This window comes from Mycobacterium yunnanensis, assembly GCF_025823185.1.
Classification (GTDB): Bacteria; Actinomycetota; Actinomycetes; order Mycobacteriales; family Mycobacteriaceae; genus Mycobacterium; species Mycobacterium yunnanensis.
Map to the genome: position 1 here is coordinate 1,425,590 of NZ_JACKVK010000008.1, position 17,908 is coordinate 1,443,497.

At 68.5% G+C, this 17,908-nt stretch carries 15 protein-coding genes; 6 read left to right on the forward strand and 9 right to left on the reverse strand.

Translation table 11 applies throughout. The annotated features are described in order from the left end of the window. Nucleotides 1-103 precede the first annotated feature (103 nt). Genes H7K45_RS16805 through H7K45_RS16815 form a run of 3 tightly spaced genes read left to right on the forward strand, consistent with a single transcriptional unit; the run spans nucleotide 104 to nucleotide 4,382 of the window. On the forward strand, nucleotides 104-2,677 hold the full coding sequence (locus tag H7K45_RS16805) for a helix-turn-helix transcriptional regulator (protein ID WP_263996926.1): 2,574 nt from the start codon (nucleotides 104-106) through the stop codon (nucleotides 2,675-2,677). Beyond that, nucleotides 2,677-3,786 (forward strand): hypothetical protein, encoded by a 1,110-nt coding sequence (locus H7K45_RS16810; protein WP_263996927.1) that lies wholly within the window; start codon nucleotides 2,677-2,679, stop codon nucleotides 3,784-3,786. Before H7K45_RS16805 ends, H7K45_RS16810 begins: the two co-directional genes overlap by 1 nt. After that, nucleotides 3,783-4,382 carry a hypothetical protein gene (locus H7K45_RS16815; protein ID WP_263996928.1) on the forward strand — a complete coding sequence of 200 codons (600 nt, stop codon included), beginning with the start codon at nucleotides 3,783-3,785 and terminating at the stop codon, nucleotides 4,380-4,382. The genes H7K45_RS16810 and H7K45_RS16815 overlap by 4 nt, the downstream gene beginning before the upstream one ends. Here the strand turns inward: H7K45_RS16815 and H7K45_RS16820 are convergent, their stop codons facing one another. Next, a complete protein-coding gene (locus H7K45_RS16820) occupies nucleotides 4,383-6,131 on the reverse strand; it encodes a GMC oxidoreductase (protein WP_263996929.1) in 1,749 nt (582 codons plus the stop codon). Between the two features lie 118 nt (nucleotides 6,132-6,249). On the opposite strand from H7K45_RS16820, the gene H7K45_RS16825 reads away from it, so the two are divergent. From H7K45_RS16825 to H7K45_RS16835, 3 genes are read left to right on the forward strand one after another with little or no spacing between them, the layout of a single operon-like run. Beyond that, a complete protein-coding gene (locus H7K45_RS16825) occupies nucleotides 6,250-9,102 on the forward strand; it encodes an AAA family ATPase (RefSeq protein ID WP_263996930.1) in 2,853 nt (950 codons plus the stop codon). Further along, nucleotides 9,102-9,386, forward strand: a complete 285-nt coding sequence (locus H7K45_RS16830; RefSeq protein WP_263996931.1) for a hypothetical protein — start codon at nucleotides 9,102-9,104, stop codon at nucleotides 9,384-9,386. Before H7K45_RS16825 ends, H7K45_RS16830 begins: the two co-directional genes overlap by 1 nt. Nucleotides 9,387-9,442: 56 nt before the next feature. After that, on the forward strand, nucleotides 9,443-10,072 hold the full coding sequence (locus H7K45_RS16835) for a class I SAM-dependent methyltransferase (RefSeq protein WP_263996932.1): 630 nt from the start codon (nucleotides 9,443-9,445) through the stop codon (nucleotides 10,070-10,072). Nucleotides 10,073-10,076: 4 nt separating this feature from the next. Here the strand turns inward: H7K45_RS16835 and H7K45_RS16840 are convergent, their stop codons facing one another. The 8 genes from H7K45_RS16840 to H7K45_RS16875 are packed head-to-tail and all read right to left on the reverse strand — an operon-like array spanning nucleotide 10,077 to nucleotide 17,647. Continuing rightward, nucleotides 10,077-10,400: a DUF6285 domain-containing protein gene (locus H7K45_RS16840; protein ID WP_263996933.1), complete on the reverse strand. Its 324-nt coding sequence runs from the start codon at nucleotides 10,398-10,400 to the stop codon at nucleotides 10,077-10,079. Continuing rightward, the gene (locus tag H7K45_RS16845; RefSeq protein WP_263996934.1) at nucleotides 10,397-11,377 is read right to left on the reverse strand and encodes a phosphotransferase family protein; all 981 of its coding nucleotides are present in this window, start codon (nucleotides 11,375-11,377) and stop codon (nucleotides 10,397-10,399) included. Before H7K45_RS16845 ends, H7K45_RS16840 begins: the two co-directional genes overlap by 4 nt. Then, complete coding sequence (locus tag H7K45_RS16850) at nucleotides 11,374-12,612, reverse strand: acyl-CoA dehydrogenase family protein (RefSeq protein WP_263996935.1); 1,239 nt, start codon at nucleotides 12,610-12,612, stop codon at nucleotides 11,374-11,376. Before H7K45_RS16850 ends, H7K45_RS16845 begins: the two co-directional genes overlap by 4 nt. Before the next feature lie 13 nt (nucleotides 12,613-12,625). Further along, nucleotides 12,626-13,240 carry a TetR/AcrR family transcriptional regulator gene (locus H7K45_RS16855; protein WP_263996936.1) on the reverse strand — a complete coding sequence of 205 codons (615 nt, stop codon included), beginning with the start codon at nucleotides 13,238-13,240 and terminating at the stop codon, nucleotides 12,626-12,628. Between the two features lie 6 nt (nucleotides 13,241-13,246). Further along, nucleotides 13,247-14,158, reverse strand: coding sequence for a hydroxymethylglutaryl-CoA lyase (locus H7K45_RS16860; protein WP_263996937.1), 912 nt, complete (start codon nucleotides 14,156-14,158; stop codon nucleotides 13,247-13,249). Continuing rightward, nucleotides 14,155-15,357, reverse strand: a complete 1,203-nt coding sequence (locus tag H7K45_RS16865; RefSeq protein ID WP_263996938.1) for a CaiB/BaiF CoA transferase family protein — start codon at nucleotides 15,355-15,357, stop codon at nucleotides 14,155-14,157. The genes H7K45_RS16860 and H7K45_RS16865 overlap by 4 nt, the downstream gene beginning before the upstream one ends. Then, complete coding sequence (locus H7K45_RS16870; protein ID WP_263996939.1) at nucleotides 15,354-16,532, reverse strand: alpha/beta hydrolase family protein; 1,179 nt, start codon at nucleotides 16,530-16,532, stop codon at nucleotides 15,354-15,356. Before H7K45_RS16870 ends, H7K45_RS16865 begins: the two co-directional genes overlap by 4 nt. Continuing rightward, on the reverse strand, nucleotides 16,532-17,647 hold the full coding sequence (locus tag H7K45_RS16875) for a homogentisate 1,2-dioxygenase (RefSeq protein ID WP_263996940.1): 1,116 nt from the start codon (nucleotides 17,645-17,647) through the stop codon (nucleotides 16,532-16,534). The genes H7K45_RS16870 and H7K45_RS16875 overlap by 1 nt, the downstream gene beginning before the upstream one ends. Nucleotides 17,648-17,908: the final 261 nt, after the last annotated feature.

A 17,908-nucleotide genomic window follows, 5' to 3' on the forward strand; every position in this document is an offset into this window, starting at 1 on the left:
CTCCCGATGTGGGCCGTTTCGTGGTCGTCGGTTGCCTCGAATCGTACTGTCGACGGCAGCGCGGGGTCAGGCATAGGATCCATCCGTGGTGGGGGTTCGCTGGATGACGGCCGGTCGTGGTGCCACGCGCCAACGTCTGCAGTCGGCCCTCGACACCGGCCGCGGGGCGGTCCTCGTCGGGGCCCCCGGAGTGGGCAAGACCGTCATGGCGCGCGCGGTTGCGCGTGCCGTCGCCAACGAGCAGTCGCGCATCGCGACCCGGTGGGTGTCGGCCACCGGGTCTGCGAAGCTCGTCCCGTTCGGCGCGTTCAGTCACCTCGTCGAGTTCACCGGTGCCGACGAACCCGCGACGTTGTTGCGGGCCGCGCAGCACGCGCTCCGCCGCGAGGCCGACCACGGTCTGATGCTCGTGGTGGACGACGCCCACCACCTCGACACCCTGTCGGCGACGCTCGTTCACCAGCTCGCGCTCAGCGGGTCGGTTCGCCTGTTGTTGACCGTCCGCGACGGCGAAACTTGCCCGGATGCGGTCACCGCGCTGTGGAAGGACCAACTCCTCGCGCGCTGCGACATCCTTCCGTTCGACGCCGAGGAATCGGCGGCGATCCTCGAGCAGGTGCTCGGCGGCCCGGTCGAGGCCGTTAGCGCCGATCGGATGTACGGCGTGAGTCAGGGCAACCCGCTGTACCTTCGCCACCTCGTCGTGGCTGCGGTCGAGACGGGCAGTCTTCGCCAAGCCGAGGGCGTCTGGCAGCTGCGTGGCGAGATGACCCTCACCCCAGAGCTGTCGACTCTCGTCGACGAACATCTCAGAGGTCTCGCGCCCGACGTCAGAACCGTGCTCGAATTCCTGGCGATCGAAGAGCCGCTGGCGGTCTCCGATCTGGCCGAGATGGTCGGTCTCGATGCCGTCGACCGCGCCGAGTCGGCGGGCGCGGTGACGGTGAGCGATCACGGCGGACACCTCGTGGTGCATGCCTTTCACCCGCTGTACACCGAGCGGATCCGTTCCGGGCTGGGGCGGCTCGCCGTCCGCAGACTGCGCAAGATGCTCGTCGCACAGTTGTCGGCCGCCGCGCGCACCGACATCAGCGGCCGGCTGAGGATCGCCGGGCTTGCCCTCGACACCGACGACCCACCTGAGGCAGGTGACCTCGTCGCCCTGTCGTGGGAAGCGATGCGGATGGGCGATCTGGCCTTTGGGGAACGGCTGGCGCGCGGCGCGCTCGATCAGACCGGGGATCTGTCGGCGCGGCTGCCCCTGGCACATTCCTTGTCGTGGCAGGGCCGTGGGAAGGATGCCGACGAGGTTCTGAAGCCCGTCGACCCGGACACCCTCTCGGAGTGGGACCTCACCGCGTGGACGCTTCCGAAGGCCGCCAACAGGTTTTGGATGCTGTCGGAATCACGCGAAGCGGTCAGCTACCTGGCCGACATGCGGGCCAGGATCTCCGAGCCTGCCGCCTTCCACACCCTCGACGCCTTGGCCGCCACCTTTGCCATGAGTTCCGGTGATCCCGCACATGCCATCCGAGTCGCCACGGTCGTCCTCGAGTCACCCCAGGCACTCGATCTCGCCGTCGCCTGGGCCGCTGCGACGGCCACTCTGTCGAGTGCCCGGATGGGCAGCTTCGACGACGTAGAGGTACTGGCTCGGCGTGGGCTCGGGGCAACACATCCTGGGTTGCTGCGGTTCACCATTGGCTTCGGTCAGGCGCTGAGTTCGATCATGGCGGCCGACGTCGACTCGGCCGTCGACCTGGCGCGCCACTACGCAGGCTTCTCCGAATTCCAACAGCCCGGGCGGGCGATCGGCGAAGTCGTGCTGGGTCACGTCCTCGTCGCACGGGGTTCACTCGACGAGGCGGCAACGCTCTTTCGGCAGGCTGCCGCGGCGCTCACCGCAACCGGTTACAGCTGGGGGCCGTTGGCTCTCATCGGCCTGGCGCAGGCACTCGGCCAACAGGGTCACTCGGCCGAGGCCGCCGTCGCCCTGGAACGTGCGATCTCAGCGCACGGCATGCGTTCGGAGTTGTACGCCCCCGAGCTGGCCCTGGCGCGAGCATGGACACTTGCGGCTGCGCGCGACCTCCGCGGCGCCGTCGCCGCCGCCAGGGACGCCGTCCACGTGGCCGAGCAATCCGGACAAGCTGCCGTCGCATTGCGCGCCGTGCAGGATGCGTTGCGGCTCGGCGACGTCGGCGCCGTGGTGGCCGCGCGCCGGATCAACGCTCGGATCGATTGCGCGGCAGGCAGATCGTGCATCGAGCACGGCCAAGCGCTGGCCGATCAGGACGCCGCCGGGCTGGATCGGGTCTCGGTGAGCCTGGAGGAGGCGGGAATGTTGGCCGCCGCGGCCGACGCTGCCGCGCAGGCGGCCAACGTGCATCGGTCCGCAGGGGACCGGGCCGGCGAAGCGTTGGCGAAGGCGCATGCGGCGGCCCTGTCGCAGCGCTGCGGGAACCCGGCGACACCTGCTTTGGAGAAGGTGCTGAACCCGTCCCCCCTCACCGGTCGTGAGAAGGAGGTCGCCGTCATGGTGGCCCAGGGGATGACGAACAAGGCCATCGCTGCCCAACTCTCGGTGTCGGTGCGGACCGTCGAGGGGCACGTCTACAAGGCCTGCATGAAACTTGGTCTGCCCGACCGGTCGGCGTTGGCGACGACGGTGCGCTGATGAACGTTCCGGCCGCGCCGCCCGACCCGTTGCAGACCGACATCGTGCTGAGGTCGCCGGCCGGGGTGCGGTTGCCTCCGGTGGAAACGGTGTGGTTTACGGCCGGCGACGGTTTTCGGCTCAACTTCCGTCGCCTTCGGCCGGTGGACGGTGTGCCGCCGCGGGGTCCGGTGATGATGGTTCACGGCGCGGGGGTGCGGGCCAACCTGTTCTGCCCACCGGGCATCGTCACGCTGCCGGCAATGCTGTCGGCGGCGGGCTTCGACGTGTGGATGGTCAACTGGCGCGCCAGCATCGACCTCGAGCCGTCGGAGTACACCCTCGACGACGCGGCAGTCTTCGATTTTCCCGCCGCGGTCTCGACGATTCGCGAAATCACCGAACATGACACGGTTAAGGCGGTGGTGCACTGTCAAGGCTCGCACGCCTTCACGATGTCGATCGCCTCCGGACTGCTGCCCGAAGTGACCCGGGTGGTCGCCAACTCGACTGCGATGACGCCGAAGGTGCGCCGGGCGGCCGCCATCAAGTTGCCGCTCGCCATGGCGACCCTCGGCCGCCTCACCAACTTCTTCGACCCTCAATTCGGTTTGTACCCACCGAGTTTCGCCGCCAAGGTCATGGACTTCATGGTGGACGTGACGCACCACGAGTGTCGGAACAAGGTGTGCAAGCATTCGAGCTTCGTCTACGGCGTCGGATTTCCCACCCTGTGGAGCCATCGCAACCTGGACGCCGGAACGCACGACTGGATCTCCGGCGAATTCGCGCACGTGCCCGTGAGCCTGTTCCGGCAGACCCTCGATTGCCTGGTGGCCAAACATCTGGTGCCCGCCAGGGACTATCGGGAGATTCCCGAGCTCCTCGGAATCGAGGCTCCGAGGACGACGGCCAAGTTCACCTTCATCACCGGCGCCGACAACCGGACGTTCCTGCCCGAGGCCATGCGCGCGTCACACGCGTTCTTCAATTCCCACGTGCCAGCAGGATCGCCCAGACATGGCTTCAAGGAGTTCGAAGGCTACGGGCACCTCGACATGTTCCTCGGCAAGCATGCCTCGGTCGAGGTGTTCCCCCACATCGTCGAGTGGCTGAGCGAGGACCCGTGACGGGGTTGCGGTTCAGCGAGACCATGACGGGACGAGTGTCCCTGCGTACCTCCGACCCCGTCGCCGGGTTCGAGTCCGTGGGTGCCGTCGCCGCGTGGATTCATGCCGACGTCAAGGTCGACGACGTCGACGACTTCGTCATGCAGGAATTGCCCGTCGCCGGGCTGCGGGCCGAACTCGTCATCCCGGTGCTCGGGGTGTGTGCAGTGTCGAACGACGGCACGTTCACCCTGTTCAAGCCGGGCGTAGGGCCGGACCGCCGCCGAGTTCGAGAAATTCTCTACACCGCCACCTTCGTCGACGGAGATCGGGTCTACGACGTGCGGGCGCGAAAGCTGTTGCAGCCCAGCTGGCATCTGTGGCGCGACACCACGACGGCACACCTCGTCGTCCACGCCACGATGGGGAAAGCCGCCCAGACGAGCAGCGCCGCGGGATTCGTCAAGATCTCGCCGTGGGGGTTCCTGGTTCAACTCGTGACGATGCGGGGATTCGGCGGGGCGAGCGGCGCGAACCGCTGTGGGGCCGTACTGACCTATTCGCGATTCTTCGTACGAGGGCTGGCCAAGACCTATCTGCGCCGGGCCCGCTGGTGATCACTCCTCGAGCACCATGGGCTCAGCCGGTGGGGGCGGTTCGTCGACCTCTTCGCGGAGCAACTCGACGGCGGCCCGTCGGGCAAAGGCCGCAATGGTGAGCGACGGATTCGCCCCGCATGGCCCGGGCATTACCGAGCCGTCGACGATCCACAGCCCAGGAACCCCGTGCACGCGTCCGAAGGAATCGACGACCCCCCTGACACGCGAGGTGTCGGCCGGGCAGCCACCGAGCGGATGGACGGTGATCGTGCGTTCGGTCTTCTTGTCGGGGTTCTTCTCGAAGCGGGCCCCGAGACGCTCCTTGAGCGAGTTCATGTGGCGGCGCACCTCGTTGAAGTGCGCCGCCGACTCCTTGGGCGTCCACGAATTGGTGAGAATGCCGTCGCGGTTGAGCGACAGTCGACCGCCCGGAACGTCTTCACCCATGGCCAGGATCGGCAGACTCCGGGCGATCCCCGGTGACCTTCCCATGACACGACTTGCCTCTGCCGAGACGTTGTTGTCGTTGCCCTTCGTGACACGCTGCCACCAGTAGCCAAGGCCGTCCTTGACGAGTCGACTGATCAAGCCAGGAGCGTCGATCGTCTTCAGGATCCACAGCATGATCGTCGGAACTCCACCGTCCTGCAGGTACATTCGCACCGGCGGCACACCATCCTCGGAACCGGACTCGTCGCTGATTTCACGGTACGCAGTGATCACCGGACCCTTGTTCGCCGCGAAGTCCTGGGCGGCGCGGCGGGGCGACGCCAGCCCGAGTAGGTCGCCGTTGTCGCAGAATCTCCTGCCCACCGGTGAGTTCGGCGGCAGCCCCAGCGTCTCGGCGTTCTTCAACATCAGGAACGTCGAGCCGAGTGCGCCGGCCGCGAGGACGACGCGCTTGGCCTTGATCGTGTGTTCCTCGACCAGACGCGTGTCCCTCACGTGGCCCTCGGCCCACGGCGGATGCACGACGTAGGACACCTCGAAGCGGTAGGGCTGATCGGCGTCGTCCAGCCTACGAAGGGAGCGCACCTCCGTCCGGGTGTAGACCGTGGCCCCGCCAGCATGTGCCTGCGATACGAACGTGTGGTCCATGCTGCTCTTGGCGCCTTCGTTGCACCCGATGTCGCATTCGCCGACCATGCGGCACGTCGTCCGGCGAGGCGTGCCGAAGATGCTGCCGTACGGCTCCGGGTCCAATGCGGCGCCGACGGCCGGATCGCCGGCGGCGTTCCTGAACCGCACGGCCAGCGGGGCGTATCTCCCCATCCCCTCGGAGGCGTCGAGGAACCTCGACGTCTTGGGGGAGTGGTCGGCGACGAACTCCTCCGGCAACTCGTCGACGTGGAGGACTCTTCTGACGGCCTCGTAGTGCTCGACGAGGTCGGCATGGGTGAACGACCACACCTCGTCGCCGTGGCCGCCCGCCATGGGTTGGGTGAACCACGCTTCGGGTTTCTCGAGCATCACGTTCGCATATATCAGGGACCCTCCGCCCAGGCCGCTCGCGACGATTGCGTCCACGTGCTCGAAGGACCAGACGTTGAAGAGGCCGTGCAGCCCGTTGGACGGGTCCCAGAAGTTCTCCGCCATCTCGTCGGGAGTTCGGGGGAACGAACCGGGAGGGTAGGCCTTGCCGCGCTCCAGCAGGAACACCCCTCGGCCGGGCGCCGCGAGCGTCGCCGCGGCCACGGAGCCGCCAAATCCGCTGCCAATCACCAGGTAGTCGATCTCGTCGGGGATGGCATCGGGGGTCGGCTCCATAGCAGTCACGCTAATTCGGCTACCGGGTACGCAGAAGCATTCGGGCGAAGACAGGTAGTGACTACGCGTGACGCGTCGGTCGCCATCTTCCTACGCTCCCGTCATCACCATCCCCCCGGTGAGCGGCACGCAGGAGGCACCCATGCAGCGGACGGCTCGTCCGACCTCCGATCCCGGGTGGAGCGGGGCACGGCGCTCGACGGGCACGGTGCCGAATGGCGTCGACGGGGCCCAAGAGGTCTCCGCCTTCCTGGCCGGCGCCACTCGCGAACCCGCTGCGCTGGTGATCGACGGTGAGTCGGGTATCGGGAAGACCACGGCGTGGGCGGCCGTCGCGGAGCGCGCGCGCCAGGCCGGTTTTCGGGTGCTGTCGGCCAGGGCGAGTGAGCGGGAGGGCGATGTGGCCTTCGGTGTCGCGTCGGTGCTCGCCGGTGATCTCGAATCCGAACTGGTGACGTCGCTGCCAGACGTGCAGCGCCGGGCGGTCGAGCGTCACCTGCTACACCTGGATCGGCACCAGTTCGACGACGACCAGCGGGCCGTCGTGGCGGCGTTCACCGCGATCGTCAACCGACTCTCCGATGCCGGTCCGGTGCTGATCGCGGTCGACGACGTGCAGTGGATCGACACCGCGAGTCGCGATCTGCTCGCCTTCGCGGCGCGCCGGTTGCGCGGCCGCGTCGGACTCCTGCTGACCGAACGGACGGGGCCGGACGGGGCCACGGCGTGGCTGAAGCTCGACCGTCCGGGCGCGCTGTCACGGCTGACGATCGGGCCGATGGACGTGCGCAGCCTGCAACGGATGATCGCCGAACGATTCGGTCGTCCGTTTCCGCGCCGCACGATGGCGCGAATAGCGAAGGTCTCCGGTGGAAACCCCTCCTACGCAGTGGAACTCGCTCAGGTGATGGGCCCGACCATCTCGACGACGGCGCTACCACCGTCGATCGTCGAGGCGCTCGAGGACGCGATCGGTCACTTCGACGACGACGTCGAGCGGGCGCTCCTCGCCGCGGCATGCGTCGACGATCCCACGGTCGACGTGATGGCTGCGATCACCTCGACGCCGGTCGAACGCCTCGTGCACCTGTTGGAAGAGCCCGAGACCGACGGGATCATTGCGATCGAGGGAAACCGGGTGCGGTTCACGCCCCCGGTTCTCGCCCACGGTGTCTACGGACGCGCCAGACCGTCCACGCGTCGGGCGCTGCACCGCGCCATCGCCGACATGGAATCGCTGCCGGCGCAGCGGGCCCGACACATGGCGCTCGCCGCCGTGACCGCCGACCCGGCGACTCTGGCTGCGCTCGACGCCGCCGTCGCGGACGAGAGCGTCCAGTACGACCCGGCCGCTGCGGCGGAACTGCTCGAACTGGCGATCGGCCTCGGCGGTGACACGGTGGAGCGGCGACTCGCTGCCGCCCGTCAACACCTCCGAGCCGGGGATGTGGACCGATGCCGAGAACTGGCGGAGTCCGTGATCGCCGACCCCTCCGGCGGTGACCAACGGGCCCATGCGCGGCTGCTCGTCGCCCGTACCCTGATGGCGCGGGGCGAATTTCGCGATGCCACCGACGTACTTCAGTTGGCGACGAGCGACGCGGTCAGACGGCCGGAGTCGCTCATGTGCGTCCATCTCGTGTCGGCAGTGGCACACTCGTCGCTCGGCGACGGCGACGGCGCACAGCGGCACTCCGTTCAGGCGATGACCTACGCCGAACGACTCGAAGACCCGCACGCCATCAGTCGAGCACTGGCCGTTCACGTTTCGCTGCAATGCCGCCGCGGCTTCGGTCTCGATCAGTCGACCCTGAATCGCGCCATGGACCTCGAGGACCTCGAGGTGACCACCTGCGTGCGTCTCAGCGCGCACGCGGTGAACGCAGTGATCCTCGTCTGGATGGGGCGGCTGGAAGAGGCTGAAATCGCGCTGGCCGCGGTCATGGATCGGCTCGCCGCCCGCGGTGAGGACGCCGATCTGTCGTGGATCGAATTCCACTCTGCCATGGCCAAGGTCGGCTTGGGCCGGTACGCCGAGGCGGCGCGCGTCGCCGAGAGCCTTGCCGTCAGGGCCGAACAGGTCGGCGGCACGCACGTCCACATGATGGCCGCCGTCTCCGCCTCGTTGGCCGCGGCGTACGCCGGGCGCGAACACGACGCTCGCATCGAGGCCGAGGCCGCGCTGGGGGACGCGTCGGCATCCGACGGCCAATGGGCCACCCCGTGGCCGATCATCGCGCTCGGCTTTCTCGAGGTGTCGTTGGGCAATCATGCCCAGGCGCTCGACGTGTTGCGGCCGTTGATCTTCCGCTGGCAGCAGGCCGCCGCCGTGGACATGACGACCTTCCAGTCGGTTCCCGACGCGGTCGAGGCGATGATCGCCGTCAAGGCCCTTGCCGACGCGGAGCGCCTGGTCGTGCTGCTGCGCGACAGCGCAGCACGGCTGGACCATCGCTGGATGGCCGCGACCGCTGCGCGCTGCCAGGGCATGCTCATGGCCGCACGGGGCGAATTGGGGGACGCGGAGCGCGCAGTGGCGTCCGCCATGGCCGAACACGCGCTCGTCCCTTCGCCGTTCGAACGTGCGCGCACACAGCTGGTGCTCGGCCAGGTGCAACGGCGTTTGCGGCACGGCACCGTCGCTCGGGCCACGCTCGACGAAGCACGGGCCACCTTCGAACGTCTTGGCACGCCGCTGTGGACGGCACGTGCGGAGGCGGAACTGGCGCACATCGGCCGGTCGTCCAGGGCACAGGACACCCGCCTGACATCTGCCGAGTGGCGCGTGGCGGAGTTGGCCGCCGCCGGCATGAGCAACAAGGAGGTGGCCTCCGCGCTGTTCATCAGTGCGAAGACGGTCGAAGGCAACCTGGGGCGCGTCTACCGAAAGCTCGGCATCCGCAACCGCGTGGAGTTGCGCCATCGCCTGGCCGCCGACACCTGGGCCCGCCCGGCGAGGGGGGAAGACTGATGGCCGGTTTCCTTGCCGAGTGGTACCGCATCGAATTGACCGAGGCTGCCGTCGAACGCTTTACGAACATGATGGCCTTGGCCGCGGAGGAGGTCTCGACCGACGCCGCCCGGGTGAGGCTGGTGATGACGGTGTCCGTGCCCGCCGACGACGCGCTCTACGGCGTCTTCGAAGCCAAGACACCGGAGGAGATCCTGCGGACCTGCGCTCGGGCCGGTGCGCTGCCGCAGCGGCTGACGCCCAGGGTGCAAACGTGCATCGCCACCGTGCCGCGGGCGTCGTGAGACTGCCGTCGCCGCACCCTTGACCTCGACCCCGGTTGAGGTTGCAGACTCGACGCATGACCACACCGGCGAGGGACAGATTCGACGAGGCCTACCAATCCGGCAGTCCGCCCTGGGTCATCGGCGAACCCCAGCCCGCGGTCGTCGCACTCGAGCAGACCGGCGCTATCGACGGAAGGGTGCTCGACGCCGGGTGCGGACTTGGCGAGCACACCATCTTGCTCGCGACCCTCGGGTACGACGTGCTAGGCGTCGACTTCGCGCCCAACGCCGTCGCGCAGGCCAGGGCCAACGCGGTGGCCAAGGGCGTGGACGCGCGGTTCGAGGTCCGCGACGCCACGGCCCTGGACTCCGACCCTGGTTACGACACCGTCGTCGACAGTGCCCTGTTCCACGTCTTCGGTGACGACGCCGACCGCGCACGGTATGTCGCCAGCCTGCATCGCGCGATTCGGCCGGGTGGGCTGCTGCACCTCTTGGCCCTCTCCGACGCCGGCCGGGGCTTCGGACCGTCGGTCGACGAACGGACCATTCGCGCCGCGTTCGCCGACGGTTGGGAGGTCGAGTCGCTCGACGTGACGACCTACCGAGGCATCGTCGGAGCGGCGCACGCGGAGGCGCTCGGCCTGCCAGTCGGCACCGTCGTCGAGGAGCCTGCCTGGCTGGCGCGGGTGCGGCGTCGATGAGCCGCTATTCCGCGTCGTAGCCGGGATGCGAGACCGCAAGTCGGCTTGCGACGAGGCCGTGCAGAGTCGCAAGGACCTCGGCGCCTCGGTCGTCGAGGTCGCCGGCGCGGATCGCGGTGGCCAGCGCGTGTTCGTCGTCGAAGCCGAGCAACGGTACCGCGGGGGCGTCTTCGAGCAGTTCCCGTTCCACGATGCGCAGCGCGTTGGCGGCGACGCGAGCATGGAAGTGAACCGCACCGGACGTCGCCGCCCTGACGTCGCCTTCGAGGAATTCGGCCACCGCCGCGACCAGTTCGGCGGCGGTGGGCCGGCCGTGTGGGCCGGTCATGACGCGCTCTCGAGCAAGGTGAGCAGGTCGAATTCCGTTTCGCACACGCGCCTGCCGATGGCGGCCAGTTCCACCGACCGGGTCTGGCCGGACAGGTGCCGCTCGGCCTGGTAGCGGCAGATCACACCCCACCGCAGGGTGGCCAGAACCAGCCACCAGTGCACGGCAGACCGATCCAGGGTGGTTCCCGACGCCGCCTCGTAGGCGGCCAAGAAGTCCTCGATGCTGCCGAGGCCGCCCGCGGCGAGTGACCGCGGTGCGCCGAAACGCCACGCGCGGATGCAGAACCAGGCCAGGTCCTCGTAGGCCTCGCCGGCGTGGGTGAGCTCCCAGTCCAGGACCGCGGCGAGCCGCGCAGTGTGCCCCGCAGTGTTGACTATCAGGTTGCCCATACGAAAGTCGCCGTGTACCAACACCGTCGGCGACGGGGACGGGCGGTGCGCCGCCAACCATCGAAACGCCCACTCGAACGTCGCCGTGGTGTCGGCCATCTCGTCGAGCTGGCGGTGCCACGCCTCGAGCTGATCGGACTCCTCGAGGCAGATGCCTGCGGGGTCGGCGCGGTGAATGGCCGCCAGCGCCGCCGCGCACTCTTCGAGCAGGGCGGCTCGCGACGCGTCGTCCAGCGCGCGGTGGATGCGTCGCACGATCGTCTCGCCCTCGACGAAGTCGCACACCAGGAACGGGTTGCCCAGCGTCTCCGCCGAATCCTCGGCGATCAGGACGTATGGCACCGGTGCGCCTGCGGCGGCGGCCCGCGTGAGGGCCGCTGCCTCCAGCCGCATGCCGGCGTGAATCTCGTCGGGTGGGCCGATCCGCAGGATGAGCGGTCGCGTGCCGTGGGAGGTGACGGCGTCGAAGGCCCACGTGGCACGGCTGGCGCCGCCGGTGAGCACCCGCAGGCCGGAGACGGTGACGGCACCCAGCGACGGCTTCAGTGCCCCGGCCAATGCCGGTGCGAGCTCGTCGGGGGTCACGACCGGCCGAACCTGAACATCCGCTGCGCGACCCGTCTGATCTGAATCTCCTCCGCGCCTTCGGTGATTCGATAGCGGCGATGGTGTCGGTAGATGTGTTCGAACGGTTCGTGGCGGCTGTAGCCGAGTCCGCCGTGAACCTGCATGGCCCGGTCGGCGGCCTCGCACACCAACCGGTTGGCGCGGTAGTTGGCCATCGAGACCTTGTCGGAGACCTCCATGTGGTGCTCCTTGTCGAGGTGCCAGGCGGCGTAGTAGACCAGCAGCCGCACCATCTGCGCCTCGGTCTGCAGTTCGACCAGCGGCCACTGCACGGCCTGGTTGACCGACAGCGGCTTGCCGAACACGACGCGCTCGGAGGCGTACTGGGCGGCCCGGCCGATGCAATACTGGGCCGCGCCCAGACTGCTGGCTGCCTGGCGAATCCTGTTCTCGTGCAGAAACGTTTGGCCGACCTCCAGCCCGCGGTCGACGTCGCCGAGCACCGCGTCGGACGGCACCCAGACGTCCTCGAGTTCGACCTCGCCGTGGTCGGTCGGCATGTTGAACGTCCACCAGTAGAACGGCACGCTGAACCCCGGCGAATCGCACGGCACCAGGAACGCCGTGATGCCCACCGGGGATCCTGCGGAGCCGCTCGTCCGCGCGAAGACGAGGTCGTGGGTGGCGCGATGCACGCCCGTGTTCCACCGCTTGGTGCCGTTGATCACCCAGCCGTCCCCGTCGGGTACGGCGGTCGTCTCCAGCCAGGTGGCGTCGGAACCGTGGTCGGGTTCGGAGAGCCCGAACGCCATCGAGCGCTCGCCGGTGAGCAGGGCCTCGCCCCACTCCCGCTTCTGCTCCTCGGTGCCGAACCGGTCCATCATGATCACCTGAGGGAAGTTGCCGACGATCGACGACTCGTCCTGCAGGTCGTTGTGTAGCCCGAGACCCCTGTGCGCCAGGTGTTCCCGGATGACGGCCATGTCGAGGTTGGTGCCGTCGCGGCCGCCTAACCTGGCTGGCAGGCCGTAGCGCAACCAGCCCGCCGCGTCGGCGCGCCGACGCATCTCGTCGAGCAGATCCTCCCACGCGCGCTGCGGAACACCGCCGTTGTCCCAGTCGGTGCGGGCGTACTCCCGGCGTCGGTCGAAGTACTGCAGGTGTTCGGCCTCCAGCGGTGTGATCTCCGCGTCGATGAAGGCATCCATCTCGGCGAGCAGGCCTGGAAGATGTTCCGGCAAGGCGAAATCCACGGTGATCGTCTCCTCAGTCGCCGTACAGGGTCTTGCGCCAGATGGTGGACAGCGTGGTGATGGCGTCGGCGTCGCCGACCTCGACGCCCAGTCCGGACGGGCGCAGCGCCACCACGGTGAAGTTCTCGAACAGCAGCGCGATTGCCGCGCCGGTGAGCAGGGGGTCGACGTCGGCGGCGTATCCCTGTTCCCGGGCCCGGCGAATCGTCGCGGCGACCATGTCGACGCCGAAACGGCGAAACTCGTTCTGTACGTTGGCGAACCGCGGCCGGGTATCGGCCAACTGGTTGACGGCGACCATGATGCCGATGTTCTGAGAGAACATGTTCCAGTAACCGGTCACCACCGCGGTGAAGAACTCGGTGTCCTGCGGTGACTCGGGAAGGTGCACCGTCAGACCCGACGGCATCACCACGTCGTGGAGGAAGGACTCGGCCAGCGAGTACAGCAGGTCTTCCTTGTCGGTGTAATACCGATAGAAGGAGGCGGACGACTTCCCGGCAGCCGCCGTGATGTCGGCCAGCGTCGTACCGTGGAAACCGCGCTCGGCGAACAGCTTTCGAGCAGCCAGCTCGATCCCCTCGCGGGTTTGGCGACCCTTCGCGGTGAGCGCGTCCGGCGACGACACCGAGCGTCAGCCCAGGATCCGGTCGCCGGCACGCAACAACGCGCTGGGCAGGTCGTGTCCGACGACGGTCCGGGCGACGTCGGCTGCCCGGATGGCGGCCGGCAGATCCACGTCGGTGCCGATGTCGCTGTCGCGCAACAGGTAGACGAGGTCCTCGGTGGCGATGTTGCCGCTGGCGCCGGGTGCGAACGGGCATCCGCCCAGGCCGCCCGCCGAGGCGTCGAGCCGTCGGATGCCTGCGGTGACGGCGGCGTAGGCGCTGGCCAGTCCGGCGCCGCGAGTGTCGTGGAAGTGGGCGCCGAAGGGCAGGTCGCCGACGATCGGGCCAAGGAGTCCGACCAGCGTGCTCACCCGTCCCGGGGTTGCGGTCCCGATCGTGTCGGCGATGGCGATCCGGTCGGCGCCGATCTCGGCTGCGGCGGTGACCACGTCGAGCACCCGACCGGGGTCGGTCGGTCCGTCGAACGGGCAGTCCCACGCGGTGGCGACGATTACCTCGACGCTGGCGCCGCCGTCGTGCGCGATGCGCGCGATGTCGGCGATCAGATCGGTCGACACGGCCGTCGACCGTCCGACGTTGGCCTGGCTGTGACCGTCGGCGGCGGAGACCACGTACTCGATCGACCCCATTCCGGCGGCGACGGCGCGGTGTGCCCCACCCGGCCCGGCGACCAGTGCGGAGAATTCGACGCCGTGCGACTCGCGAAAGCGCGGCAGTTCCGCGGCCAGTGCGGCGGCGTCGGCGAGCGCGGGCACCTTCGATGGTGAGACGAAGGCGGTGGCCTCGATCTCCCGTACGCCGGTGGCGACGATGGCCTCCAGCAGAGCGAGCTTGGCGGACAACGGGATTGGTGCCTCGATCTGCAGACCGTCGCGAAGGCTCACCTCGCGGATGGTGACGTGCTCGCCGACGCTCACAGGATGCCCTCCGCGCGCAACTGGTCGAGCTCGTCGGCCGAGCGACCCAGCAATTCGCCGTACACCTCGTCGTTGTGCTGTCCGGGCGCCAAGGAGCCGCCGTGGCGGATCGTTCCCGGCGATTCGGAGAGCACCGGCACCACACCCGGACCCTTGACGTTGCGCCCGATGCGTTCATCCCAGTGGTCGGCGATCATGCCCCTGGACAGTAGTTGGGGGTCGGTGACGACCTCGGCCACGGTGTTGATGGGTCCGCTGATCACCCCGGCGTCGCTCAGAGTGGCGATGACGTCGGCGGGTTGCCGCTCGGCCGCCCATGCGCCGATGATCTCGTCGATCGCGTCCTGGTTGCGGCCGCGACTGATGTGGTCGGCGAAGCGGGCGTCGGTGGCGAGCTCGGGCCGGCCCATGGCGGAGCACAGCCGCCGGAAGACAGTGTCCTGGTTGGCGGCGATGACCACCCAGCTGCCGTCGGCGGTCGGGTAGATGTTGGACGGCGCGATGCCCTCGAGCCGGGTGCCGGACGGACCGCGCACCACACCGCCCACGTCGTAGTCCGGAATCGTGGATTCTTGGACGGCCAAGCAGGATTCGGTCAGGGCGGCGTCGACCACCTGGCCCTCACCGGTGACCGTCCGCCGGTACAGCGCGGCGAGCGCGCCCTGCGCGGCGAACATGCCCGCCAGGCTGTCCCCGAGGGACAGCGCCAGCCGCGGGGGAGGCCCGCCGGGAAAGCCGTTCATGTGGCGTAATCCGCTGGCGGCCTCGGCCACCGAGGCGTAGCCCGCCTTGTGGGAGTCCGGGCCCGTCTGTCCGTAGCCGGACACCCGGACCAGGATGATGCCCCGATTGCGTTCGCGCAGAACGTCGTAACCCAGGTCCCACTTCTCCAGCGTGCCGGGACGAAAGTTCTCCACGATGACGTCGGAACGCTCGACGAGGTCGAGGAAGAGGGCGCGGCCCTTGGGTTCCCGCAGGTCGAGGGTTACGGCCTTCTTGTTACGGGCGTGGACCGTCCAGAAGAAGTGATGTCCGTCGACCTCGGCCTGGCCCCAGGTGCGCAGCGGGTCGGGGGAGCCTGGCGGCTCGATCTTGACGACGTCGGCCCCCATGTCGCCGAGCAGCCGCCCGGCGAACGGACCTGAGATCAACGTGCCGACCTCGATGACCCGGATTCCGTCGAGCGGACCGGTGGTCACTGGTCGAACCCGTGCCGTGACAACCAGTCACCGACGACGCCGACGGCCTGTCGCAGGGTGTCGCGCTGGTCGGCTCCGGCGTAGTAGTGGTTGGCACCGGGAATTTCGTGCATCTCCTTGTCGGGGTGGCCGATGGCCTCGAACAGGCGACGGGTGTGGCTCGGGGTGCACGCGTCGTCGGCGAGGTTGCCGATCACCAGGGTGGGCACCGCGATGTCGGGCCCGGCCGCCACGGCGTCGCCGTTGGCGTCGTCGTAGCTCCATTGGGAGAGCCAGCTGCGCAGCGTGCAGAACCGTGCGAGGCCGACGGGGGAGTCGTTCACCACTTGAGGATCGCCTAGGTAGCAGCTGCCGGGGGTGCGTTCGTTGGGATCCACCGTCGGGTCGAGCCAGCGCGGATCGGCCATGGTGCCGTGTACGACGAACGCGAACTCGTCCTGCGGCCGGCCCGTCTCGGACAGCTCCGCGAGTTTCTGCCAGACCCACGCGGTTATTCGTCGATTGCGGGCGATCTGGGCCGCGCGGTAACGCTGGAGGAATGCCTCGGTGTAGGGCGGTTGATGGGGGTTGGTCGGGTCGTAGAGGTCCAGCTCGGGATCACGCTTCGTCGGGTCGGATTCGTCGAGGATCGACGCGTCCAGCCATTCGGTCAGCGTGCCGTGGCGGCTGACGTGCGCGGCGAGCAGCATGATCCCGTCGGCGGGGGTGAGCCCCAGCGTCGTGAGGTCGGGGCCGTCACCGGACGGGCTCGACGTGACGGTCGGGTGCTGAGCCTGCTGCTGGTAGAACACCGACAGAGAACCGCCGCCGCTCCAGCCGGCCAGCACCACCTTCTCGTACCCCAGCCGAGTCTTCGCGTCCTTGACGCATTCGCCGAGATCCTCGACCACCTTCTCCATCAGCAGTGCCGAGTCGGTGCCGCGGAAGCGGCTGTTGCAGTAGATGACGTGGTGTCCGGCGCGGGCGAGGCCGTTGATCATCGGAAGGTAGGCGCCGCCGCCGATGGGGTGCATGAAGACGAGCACCGTGTCGCTGGGCCGGTCGGGCTTGAGCAGGTAGCTCTCCAGGACGACCAGCTCGGCGACGCCGCCGTAGACGTCGCGCACGCCCGAGGTGTTCTGGTAGGCGACGAGGTAGGGGATCCGCTCGTAGTCGTGCTTGGCCGGGGCGGTCACTAGTGCTGCCCCAGATCGTTGGCCAGTACCTCCGCCGACGGCACCAGTCGGCGGCGGGTGTCGATCGAGATGACCGACCAGTCGACCCGGGAGTATTCGTCGAACGTGCGACGGGCTCGCTCGCGGGCCTTCTCCGGCGCGCCGTGATGAACCCCCTGCGGGGCATGGGAAATCAGGCCGGGCGGCATCGGGATGCCGTAGAGCGAGCCGCTGTGGAAGAACGCGATCTCGTCGAAGTCGACGTTGCGGTGGTACCACGGGGTGCGTTCGGTGCCCGGTGTGCCCTCGGCCGGCTTGGGCAGGAAGTTCATCACGTAGACCCCCGTCGCCTGCATGAACAGGTGAACGGTCGGCGGCAGGTGCACACTGTCGGAGGTCACCACGTTGTAGTCGGCGATGTTGAAGGTGAACGGAAAGTTGTCGCCGCGCCAGCCCTCCACGTCGAGTGGGTGGTGCCGGTAGAACAGGGACGTCGTGCCGGCCCCTTCGATGTCGGAGTGGATCAACCGGACCTCGTATTCGCCGTCCTGGTGTGGTCCCTCGCCGTCGTCGATCGGCGCGGGCTCCGGGATGACGACCTGGGAGGGGTCGAACGGAAAGTGTCTGCCCAGCTGCGCCGGCGGCGGCACCCGGAACTCGTCGGTCGCCTGGATCATCAGCAGCGTGGTCTCACCGTCGGGGACCTGACGCCAGGTGCAGGCCTTGGGGAGGTAGACCCAGTCGCCCTCGCGATAGGTCACCGGGCCGAACTCGGTTTCGAGGACGCCGGAACCCTGGTGCACGAAGGACAGGAGGTCGCCGTCGACGTAGCGCGCGAAGTACGGCATGGGCTCACTGCGTCGCGACAGCAGCACCAGGCAGTCGGCGTTGGAGAACATCAGCAGGGGAGCGCCGTCGGCGTCCGTGGCGTCGGTCGGCTTCAGCTCGCTGGACAGCACGTCGACTGGGCGCAGCGGGCCGACCGTCCGGTAGGCCGTCGGATCGTTGCGGCGGTAGACGTTGGCCGTGCGGCCCGTGAAGCCCCCGCGACCAAGCTCGTCGTCCTTGAGCCCGTCGAGATCGGCGTGGAGCCGTCGTGGTGTCCTGCCCTTGCGGAGGTGGACGAACGATTCCATGGCTGCCTCCACGTTCACGCGACGATGCGATCGAGCAAAACTGAAACTGACGTTACTTTTATTTCTCGACGGGGGCAAGGGCGACGGCTGTCCAAGGGCTGGTCGTTCCGTCGTAGTGTCAGCAGAAATCGGCCTCTGGTGCCGTCGTGTCGTTCGCCCAAGCGATGGACCTCGAGCGCCCCGAAGACCCCAGTTTGGGGTCCTGAAATGCCCTTCGGTTGACGCACGCGTCATCAGATCGACGCCTGGCAGAGTGGCTGG